Consider the following 21,574-nt stretch of genomic DNA (forward strand, 5'->3'; position numbering starts at 1 on the left):
GGTGACCGAGGTCAGTCGGTGACGTTCAGGCCCATCGACCGGGCGGTGCCGGCGATGATCTTCTCAGCCTGGTCGAGGTCGTTGGCGTTGAGGTCCGCCATCTTCTTCTCCGCGATCTCCCGCACCTGGGCGCGGGTCACGCTGCCGACCTTCTCCTTGTGCGGGACGCCCGAGCCCTTGGGCACGCCGGCGGCCTTGATCAGCAGCCGGGCGGCGGGCGGGGTCTTCAGCACGAAGGTGAAGGTCCGGTCCTCGTAGACGCTGATCTCGGCGGGGACGATGTCGCCCCGCTGCGACTCGGTCTGCGCGTTGTAGGACTTGCAGAACTCCATGATGTTCACGCCGTGCTGGCCGAGCGCGGGGCCGACCGGCGGCGCCGGGGTGGCCTGGCCCGCCGGCAGCTGAAGCGTGAACGTCTTGACGAGCTTCTTCTTCGGAGGCATGTCTCTTCCTGGGGCTTGGAACTGGGATTCTCGCCGGCCGCGGGCGCGCACGGTCAGCGCGGTGCGACAGCGGCGACGTTCTAGGGTAGCGCAGACGTCCGTCGCCCCTCCGCCGAGGTGCGGCGGGGCGGCGAAACGACGCACCGGCGGTAGGCCCAGGGGCCCCCGCCGGTGCCCGACGTACGTCAGATCTTGGCGACCTGGTTGAAGTTGAGCTCGACCGGAGTCTCCCGGCCGAAGATCGACACCAGCACCTTGAGCTTCTGCTGGTCGGCGTTGATCTCGCTGATCGTCGCCGGCAGCGAAGCGAAGGCGCCGTCGGTGACGGTGACCGAGTCACCGACCTCGAAGTCGAGGACCTTGACCTCGGGCTTGGCCTTCTTCTGCTCGGTCTCGACCGCCGGGGCCAGCCACTTCAGCACCTCGTCGAGGCTCAGCGGCGCCGGCCGGTCGGCCCGGTCGGTCGCGCCGACGAAGCCGGTCACACCCGGAGTGTTCCGGACGCAGGAGTAGGACTCCGCGGTCAGCTCCATCCGGACCAGGATGTAGCCCGGGAAGACCTTCGCCTGGACCTGGGACCGCTTGCCGTTCTTGACCTCGACCTCTTCCCGGGTCGGCACCTCGACCTGGTAGATGTAGTCCTCCATGTCGAGGGACGTGATCCGGGTCTCGAGGTTGGTCTTGACCTTGTTCTCGTAGCCGGCGTACGAGTGCACCACGTACCAGTCGCCAGGGGCGTAGCGCAGCTTCTGGCGCAGCTCGGCGACCGGGTCGAACTCCTGCTCCGGCTCGGTGGTCGGGAATTCCGGCGCGCTGGCGGCCTCGACCGACTCATCGTTGGCCGCCGTCGCCACCGGAGACTGCTCGTCCCGGGTCTCGGCGGTCTCGTCGTACTCAGGCACGCTCGCTCACTTCCGTCTGTCTCGCTGGTAGCCGGTCAGCTGGGGTTGCCGAAGACCCACAGCACCGCCTTCGCGAAGCCGTAGTCTAGGCCGGCCACGATCGCCAGCATCACCGCGACGAAGGTGACCACCACAGCCGTGTAGGTCAGCAGCTCCTTGCGGGTCGGCCAGATGACCTTACGCAGCTCGGCCACGACCTCGCGGAAGAACCGCGCGATGCGGGCGAAGAGCCCGATCCGCTCGGTGTCCTTCCGGGTCTTCCGGCCCTCGGTCGACTCGGCGCGGGCCCGCTTGCGGGTGGCGGTGCCGCCCCTGGAGACCGGCTCGTCCGCGTCGGTGGCGTCGTCCTCGGCCTCGCCGTCGGCCTCGTCGACGACCGCGTCGTCACGCAGACGCTCGTCGTCGGCGTCCTCGCCGCGCCGCTTGTTCTCGGCCACTTCGCCCTCCGTGCGGGATGTCGGGTCGCACGCCGATGGGCGTGCGCGGCGTGTGGTCACGCCGGCCGGACCAACCGTCCCGCGACGGGCCGCGGCCGGCGGATCGACCGGGAGGGCCCCGAATGCCTCGGAACCAACCCCGCCGATGCCACCACCACGGGCCGGACGCCGCCCTGCGGACGGCGCGACCCACGGGAACGGTCAGGCCTGAGGCGCAGGGGTGACAGGACTTGAACCTGCAGCCTGCGGTTTTGGAGACCGCTGCTCTGCCAATTGAGCTACACCCCTGTGCGGCAACTCACCCCGCCCGGACACGCAGTGCCGGGCAGGGGTCACTTGCCCCACGGCGGACCAGTGTACGGGTAGTCGTGCGACTTTCCCAACCGGTCTGCCCCTCGCGCGTCGACGGACCCCTCAGCGGGGCGTCCGAACGGTCGCCCGAGCCTGCGACAGGACCTTCTCCCCCAGGCACGTCGCGGTGACGTCGAGCCTGGTCAGGCCGTCCTCGGTGACCTCCTTGACGACCGCGCTGACCTCGATCTCGGTGCCCTCGTCGGTGTCCGGCACGACCACCGGCCGGGTGAACCGGACGCCGAAGTCGAGCACCGCGTCCGGCGCGCCGGCCCAGGTGGTGACCGCCCGGCCGACCAGCGCCATGGTGAACATGCCGTGGGCGATCACGCCGGGCAGGCCCACCTTGGTAGCGGTCCGGTCGCTCCAGTGGATCGGGTTGAAGTCGCCCGAGGCGCCCGCGTAGCGGACCAGGTCCGCACGGGTCACCCGGAACGTCTGGGTGGGCAGCTCCACGGTCAGGCCTCCCCGCGTACGACGATCTTGGACCAGGCGGCGACCACCGGCTCGCCGTCGGCGGTGCTCACGTCGGTACGGGTGGTCAGGAAGCCGTGCCCGCCCCGGTTGGTGATCTCCTCGATGGTGTTCACGCAGACCAGCTCGTCGCCGGCCACCACCGGCCGGGTGTACGCGAACCGCTGGTCCCCGTGCACTACCCGGCTGTAGTCGACGCCCAGCGCCGGGTCCTCGATGATCTGCCGGCTGGCGGCCATGGTCACGAGCACCGGGAAGGTCGGCGGCGCCACCACGTCGGGGTGGCCGAGCGCCCGGGCGGCCTCAGGGTCGTGGTACGCCGGGTCGGTGGCGCCGATGGCGGTGGCGAACTCGCGGATCTTTTCTCGGCCCACCAGATAGGGGGCGGTCGGCGGGTAGGTCCGGCCGACGAAGGACGGGTCCAGGGACATGTCGCGAACCTACACGGAAAGCACGGACGCCGATCCGCGCGGGCTGGCGGCTCGGGGCCGCCGTCCGTGCGGATCGGCGTTCGGAGATGCTGCGGGGCCGGGCCGGCGGAGCCGGCCGTGGGTCAGCGGGTCTCGCGGTGGATCGTGTGCTTGCCGTCCCGGGGGCAGAACTTCTTCAGCTCGATGCGGTCCGGGTCGTTACGACGGTTCTTGCGCGTGATGTAGTTGCGCTCCTTGCACTCCACACACGCCAAAGTGATCTTCGGCCGGACATCGGTCGCCTTCGCCACGGCGGAGTGCCTTCCTCGCTAACGGGTAACAACTACAGCGCATCAGCCTACGCGTTGACGGCGCAGACATGCAAAGTGGGCGCCTGTGGCGCCCATCCCACCGACCACCGGGTGACCCGGAGGACGAGAGTAGCGGTGGCCGGACTTGAACCGGCGACACAGCGATTATGAGCCGCTTGCTCTGCCATCTGAGCTACACCGCCGTGGCGGGTCCAGCCGGACCCTTTGAGCCCCCTTACGGAATCGAACCGTAGACCTTCTCCTTACCATGGAGACGCTCTGCCGACTGAGCTAAGGGGGCCTACCCGAGCACCCCCGGGGGGTGCCGCGCAGAGGAAACAGTACACGACCTCGCCCGCGAGGTGAAATCGGATCCCCCGTTGCCGCGTTTCCACAGCTCAGGGCACCGCTCGCAGGCGGGGCAGGTCACCGACGGTGATCGTCTCGGGCTCGACCTGGGCACCGAACCAGGCCTCCAGCCGCTCGTACGGCAGGGGCCGGCTGAACAGGAAGCCCTGGCCGATCTCGCAGCCGATGTCCTGGAGCAGCTCCAGGGTCAGCTCGCTCTCCACCCCCTCGGCCACCACGGCCAGGCCGAACTGCTGGGAGAGCGTCACCACGGCGTTCACGATCGCCAGGTCACCCGGATCGGTCGCCATCCCCTGCACGAAGGAACGGTCGACCTTCACCTCGTGCACCGGCAGCCGGCGCAGTTGGGCCAGGGACGAGTTGCCGGTGCCGAAGTCGTCCACGGAGAGCCGGACGCCGAGATCACGTAGCCGCCGCAGGGTAGGTATCGGACGTTCGGTGCCGTCCAGCACCCCGGCCTCGGTGATTTCCAGGGTGAGCCGCTGCGGCGGCACGCCGTACTCGTCCAGCAGCTCGCGTACCAGGGTGGGGAAATGCTGGTCGGTGAGGGTACGGGCGGCGAGGTTGACCGACACGGCGAGCGCCCGCTCGCCGTGGCTCCAGTCCCGGCTGCGGCGCAGGCTCTCCCGGAGCACGAACTCGGTGAGCCGGCCCAGCTGGCCGGTGTGCTCGGCCACCGCCACGAAGTCGTCCGGCGCCACCGTGCCGTGCGCCGGGTGCTCCCAGCGGGCCAGGCACTCCACGCCGACCAGGCGCCGGTCCCGCAGCGTCACCTTGGGCTGGAAATAGACCTCCAGCGCACCGGCGTCCAGCGCGCGACGCAGGTCGCTGGCGAGACCGAGCCGGCGCAACGACCGGGACTCCAGCGCCGGGTTGTAGAGCTGCACACTGCCCGGCACGGACTTCGCCGCCGTCGCCGCCAGGTCCACCCGCTGGAGCAGGGTCACCGCGTCGCTGCCGTGGTCCGGGTGCACGGCCACCCCGACCGCGGTGTCCACGTCCAGGGTGAGCGCGTCGAAGACCATCTCGTCGCGGATCTGCTCCCGCAACTGCCCGGCCAGCTCCAGCGCCGCCTCGGCGCTCTCCAGCCGCAGGGTCACCAGGAACTCGTCGCCGCCGGCGCGACCGACCAGGGCCGACGAGGGCGCGCAGGCGCGCAGCCGCTCGGCGACCTCGACGAGGACCTTGTCGCCGGCCGCGTGGCCGAGCGACTCGTTGACCTGGCGCAGCCGGTCGACGTCGAACAGCAGCAGCGCCACCACCTCGCCCGGTGCGGCGATCTTGACCGCCTCGGCCACCGCTGCGGTGACCCGGCGCCGGTTGGCGAGCTTGGTCAGCGCGTCGTGGTTGGCGTCGTGCCGCAGTCGGTCGACCAGGCGGGAGTTTTCCAGGGCGACCGCGGCGTGCGCGGCGACCGTCTCGAAGACCGGTATGTCGCTCTGGGTGAAGTGGCCCACGTCGCTCAGCCGGTTGACGACCTCAAGCGTGCCGATGACCGCCTGACCAGAACGCAGTGGCACCACGATGACGTCCTTGACCTTGGCGTCACTTGCCGCCCGGCGGGCCTCCTGCTCCGCACCGAAAGCACGGCCGACCGCCACCGTGCGGCCTTCCGTCGCAGCCCGCTCCCGCAGCACCGCGGGCGTGTAGACCACGTCGAGCAGACCCTGGTCGTCGACCCGGGCGGTGAGCAGCAACTCGGGATGCCGACCCTGCGCGGGCAACCAGAGCGTGGCGTACTCGGCCTGCATCAGTGCTCGCACCCGGCCAAGGAGGGCGTCCGCAAGCGTGCCGTCCTGACCGCGCTCGGCGGTGGCCCGGGTCAGGTCGTACATCTGGGCGAGGGTGCGGTGCTGCCGGAAGAACCGCGCGTAGGACCGGTATACCAGGACCAGCGCCGCCGCCAGCGCCGCCTGCAACAGCACCGACCACCACGTGGTTCTGACCGCGATCAGGATCATCAGACCCATCGAGGTGTTGATCGCGGCGGTGAGCAACGGGGCCGGGGCGCTGCGGAGCGCGTCTCGCCCGGCCTGCCACCCCTGGAGAAGGGTGTGCACACCGGCGACGGCGGCGAAGCTGACGACGATGACCGCGGCGACGGCGGTGAACAGGATCATCCACGTGCCAGGCCCCACCCCCCGCATGGGCGGTAGGGCCTGGAGGACGAGCACGGCCAGGGAGGTGCCGGCGGCCGCCTTGGCCACGTTGAACCAGAACTTTGCCGGCGGCAGGCGATGCCGCGTCTGGGTGACCATCGACGCGACGGTGTAGATCACCACAACCGTCAGCGGCGGCAGCAGGAAGAGCGCCACGACGAGTGGGATCTCGGTCAGCGTCATGCCGAACGATTGGCGCCGGACCACGAAATTGAGCACCGGAATGCCAACGGCGATCATGATCGCCAGCAACGCGGCCGCCAGCCCCCACTCGCCGGAAGGCTCGTCTGAAACCAACCCGGTGATCGTGGCGCAGACGACCGCGAACAGAGCCAACGGTCCGGTGATGAGCCAGGCGTGATCGATGGATCTCCGTCGCGACCGTTCACGGCCAGCCATGGCACTCCCTACGGGCTTCGGGCTGCCCAGGCTCCTCGCCCGTCAGATGTTTCCCGTGTCAGTCAGTAACCACCGTCGGTGGGAGCGACGGTCCAGATGATGTCCGCATTCGCGTGGTCGCCAGCGGTGTCGCTGTAGTGCCCGAAGCTGAACCCGATGGCCGCAGCGGCGGCGATCGCGAGGACCGAGCCAAGCAGTCGGCCCAACCGTTGACCAGACATGATTACTCCTGTCGGGGGGCGTCACAGGGGTTAGGGTTCCACGATCGTGCCACAGGGCTCGCACATAGGAAAGCGCCGGCAGCCGGGCGGGCCCCGTGCGGTGGACTCCTTCCGCCGTTCGGCCCACGCCCTACGGCACACCCGGCCAGATCAGGACGGCCCTGGAACGGTGAAACGCTTCGCTCACTGTGGATTCCGACCTAAACCGCAAATCGATCATCGGCCCCCGAGGTCATTGTCCGCAGCCTCCCCGGCAGGTCGGCAGCCCCTTCCCCCTGGCGCCACCCCGGACCGCCGGCCATAGGCCACCATACATGCGTGGAGTCGAAATCCAGACCCCTGACGTCATCTTTCCGTCACCCCGCTCGGCCCGGCCAGAGTTGCGCCGGCAGGCCACGATGATCGCGTGATCGCGCAACGCTCCTCGTCGGTGTGGCCGACCCTCGGCGCCGCCCTGCTGGTCATGGCCGGCGGTGCGCTGCTCTGGCTGCCGCTGCACACCCAGCACGCGCTCGACGACTGGGAGAAGGAACTGCGGGGCACCGGCACACCGGCAAACGCAAAGGTCTACGACCGGGTCACCAAGTCCGGCGGCAACCGGACGAGCGCGTCGACCACCATGTACTTCCGATACGAGCTGGCCGGCCGGACGTACGAACAGGAGGTCGGCTGCGTCGAGGTGTGCCGGCGGCCCGGCGACGAGGTGAGAATCTGGGTGAATCCCGACGATCCGCGAGACTTCGTCACCGACTTCGACCAACTCAGCGGACACCGGGGCCGTATTCAGGGCGGGCTGGGCGTGGTCGGGTTCGGGATCCTGGTCGTGGCGGTGCCGCTGCTGCTCTCCCGCATCCCGTTCGACCGCTGGTTCCCGCGGCGTACGCCGCCACGCCGGTCCAGTGCCCGGATCGAGGGCAGTGGCAGGTTCACCAGCCGTTCCAAGCACAAGCGGAGCAGCCGACGCTGACCGGCCCCGGCACGGTGGCGCCACGGCCTCGGCAGGTCTCCGACACGACGAAGGCCCTTGACCTGCGTTTCCGCAGGAGTGCTTCCGGCCCCGGATGCCCGCCCCGGTTGCCAACCTCAGGCGCGGCGGAACTCCGCGCGCCAACGGATCCCACCGTCGGGGGCGACGATCTCCTCGACTCGGGCCGGGGTCAGCGGGCCGGCCGCGAAGGCGTCGACCTCGGCCCGGGCCAGCGGCCAGGGCGGGCCCTCGACGACCTCGTCGTCCCGTCGGCCGGCCGCGATCACCAGCAGCGTCCCGCCCGGCGCGACCAGCCGGCCGACCGCCGGGATCGCCCGCTGCCGCAGCTCGACCGGCAGTGCCTGCACATTCATGCTCTCCAGCACGAAATCGAACCCGCCCAGCCAGTCGTGGGGCGGGTCGAGCAGGTCGGCGGTCCCGTACCGGACCGGGGAGTCCGGGTGGCGGCGGCGGGCCGCCCGTACCGCCGTGGGAGAGATGTCGAAAGCGACAGTGGCGAAGCCGAGGCGGGCCAGATGTTCGGCGTCGCGGCCGAAGCCGCACCCGACGACCACGGCGCGCCGACCGGATCCGTCCGGCCGGGTCCGGTCGGACCACTCGCTGAGCAGGGAATGCGCCCGGTCGAGGTCCCACGGGACGACCGCCTCGCCCCGCTCGGCGTCGGCGTAGAGCCGCTCGAACCAGCCGGCCGGATCACCCTCGCCAGTGGCCGCGGACGACAACCGGTCGGTCAGCTCGTTGTCGTGCACGGACGCCTCCTCGCCTCCGGGAACCCCTGGACCCGTGGCTTCGAGTCGGCGCGAAGGGCCTCACCGTGTTGGTCGCCCACCCTAGCCTCCGTACGTGCCCGATCAGACGGATGACCAAGGGGTTCCGGTACCGGGATCAAGCAATGCCTCTCTGCCGTTCGGCGGCCCTCCGCCTGTCCGCATCTCCGATGGCATGGCGCACCGCCAACCGGATCACCAGGTAGAGAACCGCCTGCCCGAAGATCCAAGTGAAGAGAACGCCCAGCAGTTGAGGGAGTGGGAGATCGAGCATGGCTCGCAGCCTAGACAACGCACGCATCCGGCCCGTCACCCGATGATCTCGGCGACACGTATACGACACAGCCAACGAGATCGAGCGGGCTGGAGCGGGACTAACGAAAGCGGCCCCTGACCGGCATTCGTGCTGGTCAGGAGCCTCTTTGTGCACCTGGTGGCGGGTAGAGGATTCGAACCTCTGTAGCTTTCGCGACGGATTTACAGTCCGCTCCCATTGGCCGCTCGGGCAACCCGCCAGGGCGTACCACCACGCTATCGCGCGGCAGCGGTAGCAAGGATAGCGGTTGCCCCCCGGGCCGCCGCAACCGGGTACCGTCAGGGGGTCCCACCGCTGGTCAGCGGGGGACGGAACAGGACAGACCGCCGGACAGCAGGAGCATGAGCATGGCAGCGAACCCGTCCTTCGACATCGTGAGCAAGGTCGACCGGCAGGAGGTCGACAACGCCCTCCGCCAGGCGGAGAAGGAGCTCGCGACGCGGTTCGACTTCCGCGGCACCGGCGCGGAGATCTCCTGGTCGGGCGAGGAGGCGATCAGCCTCCAGGCGGAGACCGAGGAGCGGGTCCGGGCCGCCCTGGACGTCTTCAAGGAGAAGCTGGTCAAGCGGAACATCTCGCTCAAGTCGCTGGACGCCGGCGACCCGCGTTCCTCGGGCAAGGTCTTCAAGATCGACGCCAAGGTGATTCAGGGCATCGACTCGGACAAGGCCAAGGCGATCAGCAAGAAGATCCGGGAGGACGGCCCGAAGGGCGTCCAGGCGCAGATCCAGGGCGACCAGCTGCGGGTCACCGGCAAGAAGAAGGACGACCTCCAGGCCGTCATCGCGCTGCTCAAGGGCGACGACTTCGGGGTCGCCCTTCAGTTCACCAACTACCGCTGAGCATCCCGGCCGGCCCCGCTCCGGGGCCGGCCGGCCCGCCGTACACCGCCCCGCCCGAGTCGGCGGCCGTCAGCGGCACCAGATCCCGGATGTCGCGCCGTCCGACCCGCCGGAATGCCGCAACCTACCCAATATCAGGCAAGCAGTAGCGGAAACGGATCCGCTCAGCGGGTGAAGATCAGCAGCAGGATCACCGTGACGACCGCGCTGATCAGGATCGAGCCGACGCAGCCGATCCGGTTCGAGAAGAAGACGAACATGCGAGCGCTGTACCCGCCCGGTGCCGCTTCGATCCCCGCAAAGGTCGACCGCTCAGGCGGCGACCGCCGCGTGCTCGGCGCGTACGGCCGTGGCCTCGGCGCGGGCGATGGGGCCGGCGGGCAGTGCGGCGACGGCGGCCCCGACGGCGACGGCCGCCCCGGCGAACAGGAAGGCCCAGGGAACCCCGCCAGCGTGGTCGACGATCAGCCCGGCCACCGATCCCCCGGCCGCGCTCGCCGCCACCGACATGGTGACCACCCAGGTATACGCCTCGTTCAGCATGCCGGCCGGGGCGATCCGGCCGACCAGGGTGTTCTCCAGGGTCAGCGCCGGGGCGATGGTGGCCCCGCCGAGCACCAGCGCGATGCCGAGCGCCAGCGGAGTCGGCATCACCGCGTACACGGCGAAGCTGGCCGCCACCGCGCCGAGCAGCCAGGCGAACTGGCGGGTCATGTTGACGGCCGGTCGGCGTACCCCGAACGAGAAGCCCCCAACCGCGCTGCCGATGCCCCAGACGGCGAGCAGCACCCCGGCCAGGCTCTCCGGGTCGTCGGCGGTGGCCTGCCCGGCGAAGGCCGGGACGATCACGCCGGCGGCGCCGAAGGCGATGCCCAGGCTGGCGACGCAGAGCAGCAGGGCCGGGAAGCCACCGACCCGCAGCGGGCCGAGGCCCTTCGCCTGGTGCTCGTGCGGGTGCGGGCGCCAGCCGCGCATCACCCGGCCGAGCGCGACGGCGGTGGTCCCGACCAGGGTGACCACGGCGGACCCGACCAGTGCGGCGGCGGCGTCGGCGGCCAACACGAACCCGGCCACCAGCAGTGGGCCGAGCACGAAGACGATCTCGAAGAGTGAGGTCTCCGCGGCGAGTGCGGTGTTGCGCAGGTGGCCCCGGCCGGTGGCGGGGGCGGTGAGGTCGTTCCAGGCGCCCCGGATGGCCGCCGTCAGCGGCGGGTAGGTGGCCCCCGCGGTGCCGGCGGCCAGGTAGATCAGGGCGAGGTTGCCGGCCCCGGACCGGCTGGCCGCGAGCAGGCCGAAGAGGGCGAGCGGGTGGGCGACCGCAGTGGCCAGCAGCACCGGCGTGGGGCCGACCCGGTCGGCGATCCGCCCGGCGATCGGGCTGAGCGCGGCGCCGGCGAGCGCGTAGATGCCGCCGGCGACCGCGGCGAGGGAGTAACGGTGGGTCACCGCCTCGACCACAAGCAGCAGCGCGAGCGGGGTCATGCCGATCCCGAGGCGGCCGATGATGCCGAGGACCAGCAGCATCGGTGCACCGGGGACCCGCCAGACGCCCAGGTACTGGCGCAGTGCGGCCAAGGAGGCACCTCCGGGGGGAGACAGGTAATGGGCGGAAGCCCCTTTGACCCTAACGCCGCGACTCGCGGTGGGGATGGTCGGTTCGCTCACACCGCCCGGCAGGGCGGGGCCGAAGACAGCTCCGCCCGCGTCCCGGCGGGGACGCGGGCGGAGACGAGCGCGGTCAGCGCTGGAACTGCACCGGCCCGGCGCTGCGGGCCATCTGCTCCAGGCGGGCCACCCGCTGCTCCATCGGCGGGTGGGTGGCGAACATGGCGGCGATGCCGCCACCCCGCTTGAACGGGTTGTCAATCATCAGGTGGGCGGTGCTGGTGAGCTGGCCCTGCGGCGGCAGCGGGCGCATCTGCGTACCCATGTGGATCTTGCGCAGGGCGCTGGCCAGGGCCAGCGGGTCCCGGCTCAGCTCCGCCCCGGACTGGTCGGCCTGGAACTCGCGGCTCCGGCTGATCGCCAACTGGATCAGGGTGGCCGCGATCGGGCCGAGGATCAGGGTGAGCAGCAGCACCGCCGGGTTCGGGCCGTCCTCGTCGTCGGAGGAGCCCAGCGGGATGAACCAGGCGATGTTGGCCAGCATGGTGATGATGCCGGCCAGACCGGCCGCCACGCTGGAGATCAGGATGTCCCGGTTGTAGACGTGGGACAGTTCGTGCCCGATCACGCCGCGCAGCTCGCGGTAATCGAGGATCTCCACGATCCCCTGGGTCACGCAGACCGCCGCGTTCTGCGGGTTACGCCCGGTCGCGAAGGCGTTGGGCTGGGCGGTGGGGCTGACGTACAGGCGGGGCATCGGCTGGCCCGCCTGGGTGGACAGCTCACGGACCATCCGGTACAGCTCGGGGAACTGTGCCTCGCTGACCGGTTGCGCCCCCATCGAGCGCAGTGCGAGCTTGTCGGAGTAGAAATAGGTCACGCCGTTCATCAGCAACGAGACGACGACGGCGATGACGAGGCCGCCGCTCCCGCCGAACCAGTAGCCGACCGCGAGGATCAGCGAGGTCAACAGGCCGAGCAGTGCTGCGGTCTTCAGACGGTTGTGATGCACGATCGCTCCTTCGGTGCGCGGATCCACGCGGGGCCCGCTGACCGGTTCAACACCACCGGTACCCGTCAACCATCCCGCCCATTACTGAAAGTTGGCTGAGGATCCCTGTGCGACGGCTGTGCCGGCTGGGCACCGAGGGACAAACCGCCGCTCAGCGGGCGGCCAGGTCCAGCACGAGCTGCGGCGCGAAGCCCACCACCACGGCGAGGGCGGTGGCCACCCCGAGGGCCGCAACCACCGTCCGGGCCGGCCGGGCGGTGGCCGGGCCGGGTGCCGCGTAGAGGGTGGCCACCAGGCGCAGGTAGTAGGCCAGGCCGAGCACCGCGTTCACCGCCACCACCAGGGCGAGCCAACCGGCGTGCCCGGCCAGCAGGGCCCGGACCACGGTCACCTTGGCGAACAGGCCGGCCAGCCCCGGCGGCAGCCCGGCCAGCCCGACCAGCGCGAGCGCGAACGCCCCGCCCACCCACGGGTGGCGGCGGGCCGCCCCGCGCAGGTCGGCGAGGGTGCCGCCGTCGCCGTCCGCCGGTCGCAGCGCCACCACCGCCGCGAAGGCGGCCAGCTCCAGCAGCACGAAGAAGACGAGATACGCGACGGCCGCCGCGTACGCCGCGGTGCGGGCGTCGGCGGTGCGGCCGGCGGCCAGCGCCAACGCGCCCAGCGGGGCGAGGACGTAGCCGGCCTGGGCCACCGAGGACCAGGCGAGCAGCCGGACCGTGCGCCGCTGGCGCAGCGCCACCAGGTTGCCCACGGTCATGGTGAGCACGGCGAGCAGGGCCAGCACCGGCCCGGTGACGGTGGCCGGCAGGGCGCGCTGCACCACCGCGAGCAGGGCCACCACCCCGCCCAGCTTCGACGCCGTCGACAGGTACGCGGCGACGGGCAGCGGCGCGCCGTCGTAGGTGGCCGGGGCCCAGGCGTGGAACGGCACCGCGGCGACCTTGAACGCCAATCCGACCACCACCAGCGCCACGGCCACCGTGGTGAGCGGCAGATCGCGCACCTCGGCGCTGGCCGCGAGGGTGGCGCCGAGCCGGTCCAGGTGCAGGCTGCCGGTCACCGCGTAGAGCAGCGCCGCGCCGAGCAGGGTCAGGGCGGTGGCCACCACGCTGACCACGAAGAAGGTGACCGCCGCCTCGGCACCGGCCAGGCTGCCCCGGCGCAGCCCGACCAGGACGTAGAGCGGCAGGGTGAGCGTCTCCAGCGCCACCACCAGGGTGATCAGATCGCCGGCCGCGCCGAGCAGCACGCCGCCGGTCATCGCGCAGGCGAGCAGGAAGCAGTATTCCCCCACCGGAATCCGGCCGGCCCGCAGCAGCGGACCCGACAACGCCAGCACGCCGAGGGTGAGCAGGGCGACGACCGCCGCGACCAGGGCCGCCCGCCCGCCGAACACGTACGAGCAGTCAGTGCCGACGCAGAAGGTGCGCCGCTCGTCCCCCGTACCGACCAGGGCCGCGCCGAGCGCGGTGGCCGCCGCGCCGGTGGCGGCGACGGCCACGGTGACGGCGGCCCGCGCCACCAGCAGGTCGGCCAGGAGCACGAGTACGGCGGTGCCGGCGGCCAGGTACGCCGGCAGCAGCGCCACGTGATCCACGCTCTGCACCAGACTCATCCGGGCTCACCTTCGTTCGCGACTGCGGGGCTCCGCTCCGCCGCACTCCTCGCGCTCAATCGAAGACCGCCAGCAGGGCGTTGACCGGGCCGGTGGCGTAGGACAGCACGAGGGCCGGGGCCAGGCCGACGGCGAGGGCGAGCAACACCAGCGGTGCCCAGGCGGTCAGCTCCGCCCCGGCCAGCCCCGGCGCGAGCCGCCCCACCGCCGGACTGGGCCGCCCGTGGCTGACCCGGCGCAGCAGCCGCAGGAAGTACGCGGCGGTCAGCGCCCCGCCGAGCGCGGCCAGCACCGCGAGCGTGGTCCAGAGCCCGCCACCGCGCCGGACCGCGGCGATCACGGCGAACGCCTCGCCCCAGAATCCGGCCAGCCCGGGCAGCCCCAGCGAGGCGACCGCCGCGAAGCCGAGCAGCCCGGCCAGCCGGGGCGCCGTCTCGCGCAGCCCGGACAGGTCCGCGAGCGACCCGGTGTGGGTACGGTCCTTGACCGCACCGGCCAGGAAGAAGAGCAGGCCGGTGATCACGCCGTGCGCGATGTTGCCGATCAGCGCGGCCTGCAGGCCGGTGGCGGTGAGCGTGGCCACCCCGAGCAGCACGAAGCCCATGTGCCCCACGCTGGAGTACGCGATCAGCCGCTTCAGCTCGTCCTGCGCGAGGCAGACCAGGGACCCGATGAGGATCGCCGCCACGGCGAGCACCCCGAGCACCGGGGCGGCCCAGCGGGCGCCCTCCGGGGCCACCCCGACCGCCACCCGGATCAGGCCGTACGTGCCCATCTTGAGCAGCACCCCGGCGAGGATCACGCTGCCGACGGTGGGCGCCTGGGTGTGCGCGTCGGGCAGCCAGGAGTGCAGCGGCCAGAGCGGGCTCTTCACCGCGAACGCCAGTGCCAGCAGGGTGAACGCGGCGAGCTGGGTGCCCCGGGAGAGCCCGGACCCGCCGGTCAGCGCCACCACGTCCGCGGTGCCCGCGGCGGCGACCACCACGTAGACGCCGACCAGCAGCAGCACCGAACCGAAGAGGGTGTAGAGGACGAACTTGCGGGCCGCCCGCCGCCGGTCCTCGCCACCCCAGCCGGCGATGATCGCGTACATCGGGAGGAGGACGACCTCGAAGAAGAGGAAGAAGAGCACCAGGTCGAGGGCGAGGAAGGTGCCCAGGATGCCCACCTCGACCACCAGCAGCAGCGCGACCAGGGCCCGGCCGCTGCCACCGCCCGCGGGCACCCGCCACAACGTGTAGCCGCAGCAGAGCAAAGTGAGCAACGCGGTCAGCACCACCAGCGGCCAGGAGATCCCGTCCACCCCGAGGTGGAAGCGCAGGTCCAGGCCGGGCACCCAGGGCAGGTCGAGCTGGTGCCAGGGCTGCACGCCGGACTGCGGCCCGACCCAGCTGTGCTCCCCGCCCACCAGCGGCAGCGTGGCGAGCAGCGTCAACGCCGCAGCGGCGGTGCCGACCAGGCGCCCGGTCCGGTCGCCCGGGCTGGCGGCCGCCGCGACCGCGCCCAGCGCGGGCAGCGCGAGGACCGCGACCAGCAGGAACTCTCCGAAACTCATGCCGGCGGCCTCTCAGTTCGCGACTGCGGGGCTCGCAAACCCGGTTCACTCCTCGCGCTCACGGATGTCCCCTCAGTTCGCGACTGCGGGGCTCGCAAACCCGGCTCACTCCTCGCCCTCACGGCAACACCCCGATCACTGCCACGGCGAGGCCGATGAGCAGGGCGCCGGCCAGCACGCCGGCCGCCGCGCGCGGCAGCGCCGCCCGGTGCAGGGCGGCCAGCCCGCCGCCCAACTCGACGGCGGCCCGGCCGCTCCCCTCCACCAGGCCGTCCACTCCGACCTCGTCCCCGGCCCGCACGGCCCGGGCGAGCGCGGTCGTCGGGCGTACCACGAGGGCGTGCTGGACGTCGTCGAGCCGGAACGCCCGGGCGAAGGCCGGCCGCAGCGGACCCAGGAAGCGGGCCGGGTCGGCGGCCGGGTCGCGACGCCAGCCGGCCCAGGCGATGCCCGCCCCGACCAGCAGCAACACCAGCGGCAGCAGCAGGTTCGGCGCGAGGTGGACCAGCTCGACGGCCTCCCCGCTGCGGTCGGCCGGCTCGCGAAGGCGGGCGGCGAACCACGGCGCGAAGGCGGCCAGGCCGAGCAGCGCGGCGGGGACCGCGAGCAGCAGCAGCGGCCAGCGCAGCACGGCGGGCGGGTCGTGCGGGTGGGCCAGCGGGAGTCGGGGCGTACCGAGGAAGGCGCGCAGCAGCAGGCGGGTGGCGTACCAGGCGGTGACGGCGACGCCGAGCAGCCCGGCCAGCCAGACCAGCCAGCCGACCCAGGCGTAGCTCGGGCCGCCGCCCTCGAGCGCGGCGGCCTCGGCGGCGGCGAGCACGCCGTCCTTGCTCCAGAAGCCGGACAGCGGCGGCAGCCCGGCGAGCGCGCCGAGGCCGATCACCGTGCACCAGAAGGTCACCGGCATGGCCGTCCGGAGGCCGCCCATCCGGGACATCAGGGTGGTGCCGACGGCGTGGATCACCGCGCCGGCCGCGAGGAAGAGCAGCGCCTTGAACGCGGCGTGGGTGAGCAGGTGGAACAGCGCCGCCGCGGGCGCGCCGACGGCGAGCGCCCCGGTCATGTAGCCGATCTGGGAGACCGTCGACCAGGCCAGCACCCGCTTGATGTCATCCTGGGCGGTGGCCGCGAACGCGCCGAGCAGCAGCGTGATCGCCGCCATCACCCCGAGCACGGCCAGCGCGATCGGGGCGCGCTCGAACAGCGGGAAGAGCCGGGCGACCGCGTACACGCCGGCGGCGACCATGGTGGCGGCGTGGATCAGCGCGGAGATCGGGGTGGGGCCGGCCATCGCGTCCGGCAGCCAGGTGTGCAGCGGGAACTGGGCGCTCTTGCCGGCCACCCCGGCGAGCAGCAGCAGGCACGCGGCGGTGAGCGTCGCGGTGGAGTAGTCGTGGGCCAGCACGTCCGCGATCCGGAAGCTGCCCGCGCCGACGCCCAGCAGCGCGATGCCGAGCAGGAAGCCGACGTCCCCCACCCGGGTGACCAGGAACGCCTTCACCGCGGCGGCCGGCGCCTCGGGCAGCCGCCGGTCGTGGGCGATGAGCAGGTAGGAGCAGAGGCCCATCACCTCCCAGCCGACGAGCAGCAGGATCAGGTCCCCGGAGACCACCACGGTCAGCATCGCGGCGGTGAACAGGCTGATCTGCGCCGCGTACGGCGGGTAGCGGTGGTCCACCTCGACGTCGTCGTGCGGCCCGCGCTTCAGGTAGCCGATCGAGTAGACCTGCACGGCCAGGGCCACCGCGGCCACCGCCGTGGCGACCAGCACCGCCACCCCGTCCAGCCGGTAGCCGAGGGTGACCGTCAGTCCGCCGAGGTCGACCCAGGTGGTGGCGCCCTCGACCGGGCGGTCCACCCGGACCAGCAGGGCCACCGCCGCCAGCAGCGCCAGCGCCGCGCCGGCCACGCCGAGCGCGATCGCCACCCGCCGGGCCCGGTCCTCTCCGGTCGCCGCGCCCCTGGGCGACGGCGGCAGCAGCAACCCGACCAGACCCACCAGCAGGGGTACGCCCGGCAGCGCCGCCGCGAGCAGTCCGGTCACTTCTCCCCCTCCGGCGCGTCAGTGGCCGGCCCGCCCGACGGCAGGCCCGGCGGGCCGGCGGGACGCGCGGCCGTCGCGCCGGCAGGCACCGGCGCCGGCGGCTCGGTCAACGGCACGTCGTCGACGGTCACGCTGGCCCGCAGCCGGTAGAGCTGGAGCACGATGGCCAGCCCCACGCCGATCTCTGCGGCGGCGAGCACGATCACGAAGAGCGCGAAGACCTGGCCGGAGTGGGGCAGTTGGGCCCGGACCGTGGTGTCGGCGGTGACCAGGATCAGGTTCACCGCGTTCAGCATCAGCTCGACGGCCATCAGCACGAGGACGGCGTTGCGGCGGCGCAGCACGCCGTAGACGCCGAGGCCGAACAGCAGCGCGGCGGTAACGTACGGGATGACCGGCCTCACGCGCGCCCGCCCTCGTCGGCCACCACACCGGCCGGCTCGGGCCGGGCCGGCGGGCCGTCCGCCGGTCGGCGTTGGGCACCGGGCGCGCCGGGCCGGCCGATGTCGGTGCGGGACAGCACGATCGCGCCCACCAGCGCAGCGAGCAGCAGCACCGAGAGCAGCTCAAAGGGCAGCACCCACGAGCGGAAGACCTGCTCGCCCAGGCGGTCGGCGGTGCCCGCGGCGGGCAGGTCGACCCGGGACCAGCGGAACGCGTGGACCAGCAGCACGGCCAGCCCCAACCCGCTGCCGCCGCCGATCAGCGCGGCCGGCCAGCCCGGCCGGTCCAGGTCGTCGGAGGCGCCGATCGGGGCCCGGGTCAGCATCACCGCGAAGAGCAGCAGCACCACCACCGCGCCGACGTAGATCAGCACCTGCACCCAGGCCACCAGCTCGGCGGTGAGCACCAGGTAGTCGCCGGCCAGCGCGCCCAGGCAGACCACCAGCCAGAGGCCGGCCCGGACCAGGTGCCGGGTGCCCACCACCAGCGCGCCGGCGCCGAGCGCCACCGCGCCGAGGGCCAGCAGCAGCACGTCCGCACCGGTCATGACGCGGCGCCTCCGCCCTGCTCGGTGCCGGGCTCCCGGCGTACCCGGGACGGGGCCGGACGCGGGGCGGGGCCGGCGGCCTTGCGGGCGGCGGTGGTCTCCTCCTTCGAGGGTTCGCCGCGCTGGTCGTGGGCCGGCGGTGGCGGGACGGTGCCCATCCACTCGCCGAGGTGGTCCTTGTCGTGCAGCAGGTCCTTGATGTCGTACTCGGCGTACTCGAACTCGGGCGACCAGTAGAGCGCGTCGAACGGGCAGACCTCGACGCAGATGCCGCAGTACATGCAGAGCGAGAAGTCGATGTCGAACCGGTCGAGCACGTTGCGCTGGCGGGGACGGGCGGCGCCGGGCACCGCCACCTCCTCCTTGTGCGAGTCGATGTAGATGCACCAGTCCGGGCACTCCCGGGCGCAGAGCATGCAGACCGTGCAGTTCTCCTCGAGCAGCGCGATCACCCCGCGCGAGCGGGGTGGCAGCTCGGGGGCGACGTCCGGGTACTGCTGGGTGGTCGAGCGGCGGGTCATCGTCCGCAGGGTGACCGCCAACCCCTTCGCCAGCCCCTCGCCGGGAACACCGGTCCGCTCGCTCATGCCGCCCATCCTGCCCTGTGCCCACGCCCCGCGCGACCACCACCCGGCTCTTGGCTGCTCCGGGGGTGACCAGCGCGGCGTCGACCGGTCGGGTGACATGCCGCTCCCGCCGATCAGGTGGACCTGTCCGCCAATCGGCTCGACCCGGCAGCACGGCAGCTCAACGGGAACATCGAGGACTTTGTTGATCATCTATGCTGCTCCGGCGGACCAGCATTGGGGGACCACGGGGAATGAAACTGAGCAAGAGGTGGACGCGGGCCCTGGCCGCGACCGCCGTCGTCGCCGCCGTCCTGGCGGGCGCACCGGCCGCGCAGGCGGTGCCGACCTACACCGTCACCGGTACGGTGACCGACCGGGCCACGGGAGCACCACTGCCCGGCGCCTGCCTCGACCTGTACCAGACGCCCGACCGGCTGCTCGCCACCCGCTGCGCGGACGAGAGCGGCCGGTACGCCTTCGCCGGCCTGACCAGCGGCGTGAGCCCCAGGCTGCGGGCGCGGGCGACGGGCCACGCGGAGCTGTGGTGGCGGTCCGCACCCGACTACTACAACGCCACCTACATCTTCGCCTCCCAGGCCACGAACGGCGTCTTGACGGCGGACCTCGCGCTGCCCGTCGCGGCGGGCGGCTTCAGTGGCCGGATCACCCAGCCCGACGGCAGCCCGGCGTACGCCACCGAGGTCACCGCCAGCACAGCGGACGGCAGCTGGACGGCCAAGGCCCCGACGGACAGCAACGGCCGGTACCAGCTCGGGAATCTGCCGGTCGGCACCTACCGGCTCGGGATCGCCCCTCGGGGTTACCCCCCGAAGCAGTGGGTGCCCGGCAAGACCGACCCCGCCGCTGCCACGGTCTTCGAGGTGACCGCCGGCTCGACGACCACCGTCGACGAGCGCTACCTGGTGGGGAACAGCACGTTCCAGGGTGGCGTGCTGACCGGGAAGGTGACCGCGGCGGCGACCGGTGCGCCGGTCGCCGGGGCCTGCGTCACCGCCATCTCCGGCCTCAAGGGGCACGAGGCCGGGCAGGCGTGCGCCGACGCCACCGGCCACTACCGACTCACGGTCGCCACCAACGATCCGTACAAGCTGCGGATCCGCGCAGACGGCTTCCCGGAGCAGTGGGCGCCGAACGCGGTGGACAGCCGCAACGCGCAAGCGTATGTCGCGCAGTTCGGCAAGGACGTGGTGGTGGACGTCGCCCTGCGGGTGGGCGGCGGCACGGTACGCGGCCAGCTCACCGACTACCCGGGCGCGACCGGCGCGCTGACCAACTCGGTCCGGGTGTTCGCCGTCGACAACTCCTGGTCCGCCTGGACCGAGGCCGTCGACGGGCGGTACCAGTTCGACCGGGTGCCGCCCGGCGACTACCGGGTGGCGGTCAAGCCGCTCGACCGCAACATCCAGTACCACCCGGGGAAGACGGTCCTGGACGAAGGCGCCATCGTGCACGTCGCCGACGGCGAGGTCACCACGCTCGACGAGCAGCTCCTCCCGCCGGGGGCGATCGAGGTCACCCTGGTGGACGCGGTGACCGGCGCACCGGTGTCCGGCTGCGCCCGGCTCTCGCTGGCTGCGGAGCGGGCGTGCGCCGACAGCTCGGGCCGGATCACCTTCCCGAAGGTGTGGGCCACCGGCACGAGCCTGGAGGGAGTCACCGCCCAGCCCGGCCCCACGCACTGGCAGAAGGGCGTCGGATCGGTGCGGGTGATCAGCGGCGAGACGACGCGGCTCACCATCCCGCTGGAGCCGGCCGCCGTGCTGGAGACCACGGTGGTGGATGCGACCAGCGGCTCGGCGGTGCCGCAGGCCTGCGTCCGGCCGGTCCAGTCGGCCACGCTGGTCACCTCCGCGCTGCGGCAGGAGGTCAGCCAGTCCACCGGCTACTGCTCCGATGCGAGCGGCAAGGTGCGGATCGGACCGCTCCCGGATGGGGCGGTGCAGCTGCTGGTCCTGCCCCCGTCGCCGTACGGGGCGCAGTGGTACACCGAGAGCGGCGGCACCGGCGACCGGCGTCTGGCGAAGGCGTACGCACTGCGGGCCGGGCGGATCCTGACCGCGCCGCCGATCCAGCTCGACCGGGCCGGCTCGATCACCGGCAGCATGCGGGACGAGTCCGGCAACGGGGTGAACACCTGCGTGCAGGTCTTCGGCAACCACTCGGACCTGACCTACGACAATCCGCTGCAGCGCTGCAGCTACGACGACTCCGACCAGACTCCCGGCCGGTACACAATCAACGGCCTGGGGCCATACCGGTGGCCGGTCCACGTCGCCGGCGCGGGCTCGGTTTCCGGCCCGGCCCTCGCTCCGACCTGGTCGGGGAACACCACGGACCGGTTCGCGGCAACCCTCGTCCAGGTGACGGCCGGCGCCACGACGACCGCGCCGGGAATCGTGCTGGTGAAGGGTGCCCGGATCCGGACCCTGTACCTGGGCCCCTCCGGAGGGCAGGGAACGGTGGAGGCGTACCACCCGATGACCGGGGACCGGGTGGCCTCTCTGGGCACGACGGAGCCGTCCCGGAGCGGGCTCCCGGCCGGACCGGTGCTGCTGTTCTACCGGCCCGTCAACGGTACGCCGTGCTGGTACGTGGGGCCGCCCATCGGCGCCCGGATGCATCGCACGCTGGGACCGACGCCGGTCAACCTCACTGCGGGACAGGTGGTCGAAACCGTCAGCCTGGTGCCCGGGGAGACCTGCAAGCCGGTCCGGACCGACATCCGTACGGGTCCGGCCGTGGTGACGGGCACTCGCTGACCGACCCCGGGCGG

20 protein-coding genes, 4 tRNA genes and 1 pseudogene are annotated in these 21,574 nt (G+C 72.3%); 4 read left to right on the top strand and 21 right to left on the bottom strand.

What is annotated here, in order from left to right:
* Positions 1 to 11: 11 nt before the first annotated feature.
* From rplK to ACFYM6_RS12595, 11 genes are all read right to left on the bottom strand, one after another.
* On the bottom strand, positions 12 to 443 hold the full coding sequence (gene rplK / locus ACFYM6_RS12545) for a 50S ribosomal protein L11 (protein ID WP_073837335.1): 432 nt from the start codon (positions 441 to 443) through the stop codon (positions 12 to 14).
* Between the two features lie 185 nt (positions 444 to 628).
* Positions 629 to 1,345 (bottom strand): transcription termination/antitermination protein NusG, encoded by a 717-nt coding sequence (nusG, locus tag ACFYM6_RS12550; RefSeq protein WP_073837334.1) that lies wholly within the window; start codon positions 1,343 to 1,345, stop codon positions 629 to 631.
* 35 nt (positions 1,346 to 1,380) lie between these two features.
* On the bottom strand, positions 1,381 to 1,782 hold the full coding sequence (secE, locus tag ACFYM6_RS12555) for a preprotein translocase subunit SecE (protein ID WP_357438220.1): 402 nt from the start codon (positions 1,780 to 1,782) through the stop codon (positions 1,381 to 1,383).
* Between the two features lie 215 nt (positions 1,783 to 1,997).
* Positions 1,998 to 2,070, bottom strand: a tRNA-Trp gene (locus ACFYM6_RS12560).
* A 126-nt stretch (positions 2,071 to 2,196) separates the two neighbouring features.
* Positions 2,197 to 2,589 (bottom strand): MaoC family dehydratase, encoded by a 393-nt coding sequence (locus tag ACFYM6_RS12565; RefSeq protein ID WP_387274878.1) that lies wholly within the window; start codon positions 2,587 to 2,589, stop codon positions 2,197 to 2,199.
* 2 nt (positions 2,590 to 2,591) lie between these two features.
* On the bottom strand, positions 2,592 to 3,038 hold the full coding sequence (locus tag ACFYM6_RS12570) for a MaoC family dehydratase N-terminal domain-containing protein (protein WP_387274879.1): 447 nt from the start codon (positions 3,036 to 3,038) through the stop codon (positions 2,592 to 2,594).
* Between the two features lie 122 nt (positions 3,039 to 3,160).
* The gene (gene rpmG, locus ACFYM6_RS12575) at positions 3,161 to 3,328 is read right to left on the bottom strand and encodes a 50S ribosomal protein L33 (protein WP_067301359.1); all 168 of its coding nucleotides are present in this window, start codon (positions 3,326 to 3,328) and stop codon (positions 3,161 to 3,163) included.
* A gap of 130 nt (positions 3,329 to 3,458) precedes the next feature.
* Positions 3,459 to 3,531 (bottom strand) — tRNA-Met (locus tag ACFYM6_RS12580).
* Positions 3,532 to 3,556: 25 nt separating this feature from the next.
* A tRNA-Thr gene (locus tag ACFYM6_RS12585) sits at positions 3,557 to 3,629 on the bottom strand.
* A 97-nt stretch (positions 3,630 to 3,726) separates the two neighbouring features.
* On the bottom strand, positions 3,727 to 6,255 hold the full coding sequence (locus ACFYM6_RS12590) for a putative bifunctional diguanylate cyclase/phosphodiesterase (protein ID WP_387274881.1): 2,529 nt from the start codon (positions 6,253 to 6,255) through the stop codon (positions 3,727 to 3,729).
* Positions 6,256 to 6,317: 62 nt separating this feature from the next.
* Positions 6,318 to 6,476, bottom strand: a complete 159-nt coding sequence (locus ACFYM6_RS12595; RefSeq protein WP_158074047.1) for a hypothetical protein — start codon at positions 6,474 to 6,476, stop codon at positions 6,318 to 6,320.
* A gap of 406 nt (positions 6,477 to 6,882) precedes the next feature.
* Between ACFYM6_RS12595 and ACFYM6_RS12600 the strand changes: the two genes are divergently transcribed.
* Positions 6,883 to 7,443 carry a DUF3592 domain-containing protein gene (locus ACFYM6_RS12600; RefSeq protein WP_387274883.1) on the top strand — a complete coding sequence of 187 codons (561 nt, stop codon included), beginning with the start codon at positions 6,883 to 6,885 and terminating at the stop codon, positions 7,441 to 7,443.
* A gap of 116 nt (positions 7,444 to 7,559) precedes the next feature.
* On the opposite strand, the gene ACFYM6_RS12605 is transcribed toward ACFYM6_RS12600, so the two are convergent.
* Positions 7,560 to 8,213, bottom strand: coding sequence for a class I SAM-dependent methyltransferase (locus tag ACFYM6_RS12605; RefSeq protein ID WP_387274885.1), 654 nt, complete (start codon positions 8,211 to 8,213; stop codon positions 7,560 to 7,562).
* 449 nt (positions 8,214 to 8,662) lie between these two features.
* Positions 8,663 to 8,746: transfer RNA gene (locus ACFYM6_RS12610), tRNA-Tyr, on the bottom strand.
* Positions 8,747 to 8,894: 148 nt separating this feature from the next.
* Between ACFYM6_RS12610 and ACFYM6_RS12615 the strand changes: the two genes are divergently transcribed.
* A complete protein-coding gene (locus ACFYM6_RS12615; protein WP_387274887.1) occupies positions 8,895 to 9,389 on the top strand; it encodes a YajQ family cyclic di-GMP-binding protein in 495 nt (164 codons plus the stop codon).
* A gap of 149 nt (positions 9,390 to 9,538) precedes the next feature.
* Positions 9,539 to 9,649, top strand: a pseudogene (locus ACFYM6_RS12620) (DUF1275 domain-containing protein); the annotation flags it as partial.
* Positions 9,650 to 9,701: 52 nt separating this feature from the next.
* Here the strand turns inward: ACFYM6_RS12620 and ACFYM6_RS12625 are convergent.
* From ACFYM6_RS12625 to ACFYM6_RS12660, 8 genes are all read right to left on the bottom strand, one after another.
* Positions 9,702 to 10,964 carry an MFS transporter gene (locus ACFYM6_RS12625; protein ID WP_387274889.1) on the bottom strand — a complete coding sequence of 421 codons (1,263 nt, stop codon included), beginning with the start codon at positions 10,962 to 10,964 and terminating at the stop codon, positions 9,702 to 9,704.
* 163 nt (positions 10,965 to 11,127) lie between these two features.
* Positions 11,128 to 12,006 carry a zinc metalloprotease HtpX gene (htpX, locus tag ACFYM6_RS12630; protein ID WP_073837346.1) on the bottom strand — a complete coding sequence of 293 codons (879 nt, stop codon included), beginning with the start codon at positions 12,004 to 12,006 and terminating at the stop codon, positions 11,128 to 11,130.
* A gap of 151 nt (positions 12,007 to 12,157) precedes the next feature.
* The gene (locus tag ACFYM6_RS12635; protein WP_387274891.1) at positions 12,158 to 13,621 is read right to left on the bottom strand and encodes an NADH-quinone oxidoreductase subunit N; all 1,464 of its coding nucleotides are present in this window, start codon (positions 13,619 to 13,621) and stop codon (positions 12,158 to 12,160) included.
* A 55-nt stretch (positions 13,622 to 13,676) separates the two neighbouring features.
* Positions 13,677 to 15,176: a NuoM family protein gene (locus ACFYM6_RS12640; protein ID WP_387274893.1), complete on the bottom strand. Its 1,500-nt coding sequence runs from the start codon at positions 15,174 to 15,176 to the stop codon at positions 13,677 to 13,679.
* Positions 15,177 to 15,294: 118 nt separating this feature from the next.
* Entirely contained in the window at positions 15,295 to 17,220 is a 1,926-nt protein-coding gene (locus ACFYM6_RS12645) for an NADH-quinone oxidoreductase subunit L (protein ID WP_387274895.1), read from the bottom strand.
* Positions 17,217 to 17,624, bottom strand: coding sequence for an NADH-quinone oxidoreductase subunit NuoK (nuoK, locus tag ACFYM6_RS12650; RefSeq protein ID WP_387274897.1), 408 nt, complete (start codon positions 17,622 to 17,624; stop codon positions 17,217 to 17,219). Before nuoK ends, ACFYM6_RS12645 begins: the two co-directional genes overlap by 4 nt.
* Positions 17,621 to 18,211: an NADH-quinone oxidoreductase subunit J gene (locus ACFYM6_RS12655; protein WP_387274899.1), complete on the bottom strand. Its 591-nt coding sequence runs from the start codon at positions 18,209 to 18,211 to the stop codon at positions 17,621 to 17,623. Before ACFYM6_RS12655 ends, nuoK begins: the two co-directional genes overlap by 4 nt.
* Positions 18,208 to 18,798: a NuoI/complex I 23 kDa subunit family protein gene (locus tag ACFYM6_RS12660; protein WP_387274901.1), complete on the bottom strand. Its 591-nt coding sequence runs from the start codon at positions 18,796 to 18,798 to the stop codon at positions 18,208 to 18,210. Before ACFYM6_RS12660 ends, ACFYM6_RS12655 begins: the two co-directional genes overlap by 4 nt.
* A 233-nt stretch (positions 18,799 to 19,031) precedes the next feature.
* Here ACFYM6_RS12660 and ACFYM6_RS12665 point away from each other — a divergent pair, with 233 nt between their 5' ends.
* Positions 19,032 to 21,560 (top strand): collagen binding domain-containing protein, encoded by a 2,529-nt coding sequence (locus ACFYM6_RS12665; RefSeq protein WP_387274903.1) that lies wholly within the window; start codon positions 19,032 to 19,034, stop codon positions 21,558 to 21,560.
* Positions 21,561 to 21,574: the final 14 nt, after the last annotated feature.

The sequence above is a fragment of the Micromonospora sp. NPDC006431 genome (assembly GCF_042870725.1).
Lineage (GTDB): Bacteria > Actinomycetota > Actinomycetes > Mycobacteriales > Micromonosporaceae > Micromonospora.

Coding starts and splice junctions, on each gene's coding strand:
- rplK (WP_073837335.1), bottom strand. CDS start 443: ATGCCTCCGAAGAAGAAGCTCGTCAAGACGTTCACGCTTCAGCTGCCG.
- ACFYM6_RS12570 (WP_387274879.1), bottom strand. CDS start 3,038: ATGTCCCTGGACCCGTCCTTCGTCGGCCGGACCTACCCGCCGACCGCC.
- ACFYM6_RS12590 (WP_387274881.1), bottom strand. CDS start 6,255: ATGGCTGGCCGTGAACGGTCGCGACGGAGATCCATCGATCACGCCTGG.
- ACFYM6_RS12595 (WP_158074047.1), bottom strand. CDS start 6,476: ATGTCTGGTCAACGGTTGGGCCGACTGCTTGGCTCGGTCCTCGCGATC.
- ACFYM6_RS12615 (WP_387274887.1), top strand. CDS start 8,895: ATGGCAGCGAACCCGTCCTTCGACATCGTGAGCAAGGTCGACCGGCAG.
- ACFYM6_RS12635 (WP_387274891.1), bottom strand. CDS start 13,621: ATGAGTCTGGTGCAGAGCGTGGATCACGTGGCGCTGCTGCCGGCGTAC.
- ACFYM6_RS12640 (WP_387274893.1), bottom strand. CDS start 15,176: ATGAGTTTCGGAGAGTTCCTGCTGGTCGCGGTCCTCGCGCTGCCCGCG.
- ACFYM6_RS12655 (WP_387274899.1), bottom strand. CDS start 18,211: ATGACCGGTGCGGACGTGCTGCTGCTGGCCCTCGGCGCGGTGGCGCTC.
- ACFYM6_RS12660 (WP_387274901.1), bottom strand. CDS start 18,798: ATGAGCGAGCGGACCGGTGTTCCCGGCGAGGGGCTGGCGAAGGGGTTG.
- ACFYM6_RS12665 (WP_387274903.1), top strand. CDS start 19,032: ATGAAACTGAGCAAGAGGTGGACGCGGGCCCTGGCCGCGACCGCCGTC.